Here is a 1,038-nt window from a genome sequence, read left to right as displayed (position 1 = left end):
GGTGACGCAATTCTTGGTCTGGTGCGTGCGATGGCGCACGGTCGCAAAACTGGATTCGATCGGGTTGGTGGTGCGCAGATGCATCCAATGCTCCGCCGGGAAGGCGTAGAAGGCCAGCAACGCCTCGCGATCCTTCTCCAGCTTCTCGGTGGCCTTCGGGTACTTGGCGCCATAGCGTTTCACAAACCGCTCGAGGGCGCGGCTGGCCTCACGCCGCGTCGGGGCCATCCAGATCGCCTGCACGTCGGCCTTGCCCTTGCTCTGCAGCGACTTCGGCAAGGCCGCCAGTACATTGCCGGTCTTGTGAAACCAACAGCGTTGGTGCGTTGTTTCTGGATAGACCTGCTCCAAGGCGTTCCAAAATCCCAGGGCGCCATCGCCGACTGCTAGGCGTGGTCCCAGGGCGAGCCCCTGGTCCTTGAGATCGCGCAGGACCGCGAGCCAGGATTCGGTGGATTCGCGAAAGCCGTCGCTGATCGCCACCCATTCCTTCTTGCCCTCGGGCGTCACCCCGATGATCACCAGCAGGCACAGGCGCTCATCGTCGTCTTCACGCAGCGCGGTGTCGATCCCATCGGCCCACCAGTAGACGTACTGCTGGTCCGTCAGGGAGCGTTGCGTCCACTCCTGATGCTCCTGTGCCCACTGCGCCTTCAGTCGCCCCAGGACGTTGGGCGAGAGCCCCTTGGCGTCCTCACCGAGCAGCACCTGCAAGGCTTCGCCGAGATCCCCACTGGAGACCCCCTTGAGATAGAGCCAGGGGATCGCCGCCGATACCCGCGGGGATCGCCGCACAGACGGCGGCACCAGACTGGAGTTGAACTTGACTCCCGAGCCAGAGCGGTCACGCACCTTGGGCACCTGCACCGGCACGGGTCCGATCCCGGTCAGAAGCTCACGCTCGGGCAAGTAGCCGTTGCGCACCACCGCCCGGCGTCCGTCCATCAGCCTGAGCGACGCGGACTCGCTCAAGAGCGCCTCGACCTCAACCTCGACGGCCCGCTGGATCAGCTGGCGTGCACCACGGCGCACCAACTC

At 65.1% G+C, this 1,038-nt stretch carries 1 protein-coding gene; it reads right to left on the bottom strand.

Annotation, left to right across the window (positions count from 1 at the left end; translation table 11 throughout):
- Nucleotides 1–1,038 (bottom strand): IS256 family transposase (locus tag G3480_RS26845; protein WP_164657239.1); only part of this gene is annotated, 1,038 nt, incomplete at both ends.

Source organism: Thiorhodococcus mannitoliphagus (genome assembly GCF_010915725.1).
In the GTDB taxonomy this organism is placed as follows: Bacteria; Pseudomonadota; Gammaproteobacteria; order Chromatiales; family Chromatiaceae; genus Thiorhodococcus; species Thiorhodococcus mannitoliphagus.
This window is presented reverse-complemented; position numbering and strand designations above follow the sequence as displayed.